This window comes from Vibrio sp. 1078-1, from assembly GCF_033340475.1.
The window spans coordinates 1-793 of sequence record NZ_JAWOWM010000226.1; the positions used below are offsets into that span (position 1 = coordinate 1).

1 protein-coding gene is annotated in these 793 nt (G+C 49.4%); it reads left to right on the forward strand.

Going from position 1 to position 793, the window contains the following annotated elements; translation table 11 throughout:
• A partial coding sequence (locus tag R7190_RS26780; RefSeq protein ID WP_318137784.1) for a glycoside hydrolase family 2 TIM barrel-domain containing protein occupies nucleotides 1-793 on the forward strand: 793 nt, incomplete at both ends.

Sequence of the window (793 nt, forward strand, 5' to 3'; positions counted from 1 at the left end):
TGGATGTGATTTCCACTATGTACTCACGCGCTCAACTGATGAATTACTTTGGCGAACACCCACACGAGAAGCCACGCATCATCTGCGAATACGCACACGCGATGGGGAACGGGCCGGGTGGTTTAACCGAATACCAAAACGTGTTCTATGCGCACGACCACATTCAAGGTCACTACGTTTGGGAATGGTGTGATCACGGCATTCTAGCGCGTGATGAACACGGCCAAGAGTTCTACAAATACGGCGGCGATTATGGCGACTACCCAAACAACTACAACTTCTGCATGGATGGTCTGATTTACCCAGATCAAACCCCGGGCCCTGGCCTGAAAGAATACAAACAAGTCATTGCACCGGTGAAAATCCGCGCCGTTGAAGGTTGCCATGACCGCTTTATCGTTGAGAACAAATTGTGGTTCACCAACCTCGATGATTACACCATTACTGCTGACGTGCGTGCCGAAGGTGAAACCCTGCGTAGCGTGCAATTCAAAGTCGAAGCTTTGGTAGCTAACAGCGAACGTGAAGTGAGCATCGACTTGCCAGAATTGGATGAGCGCGAAGCCTTTGTTAACTTCACCGTACGCAAAGACAGTCTCACGCTTTACAGCGAAGCCAACCATGAAATTGCGGTGTATCAGTTCCAACTGAAAGAAAACACCGCCACGTTGCCTGCGTTGGTCAACCACAATGTTCAACCATTGGTGCTTGAAGAAAGCCGTCTAGAGCACGTGATCACAGGTCATAACTTCACGCTTACCTTCTCGAAAGTAAACGGCAAGCTGACTTCTTG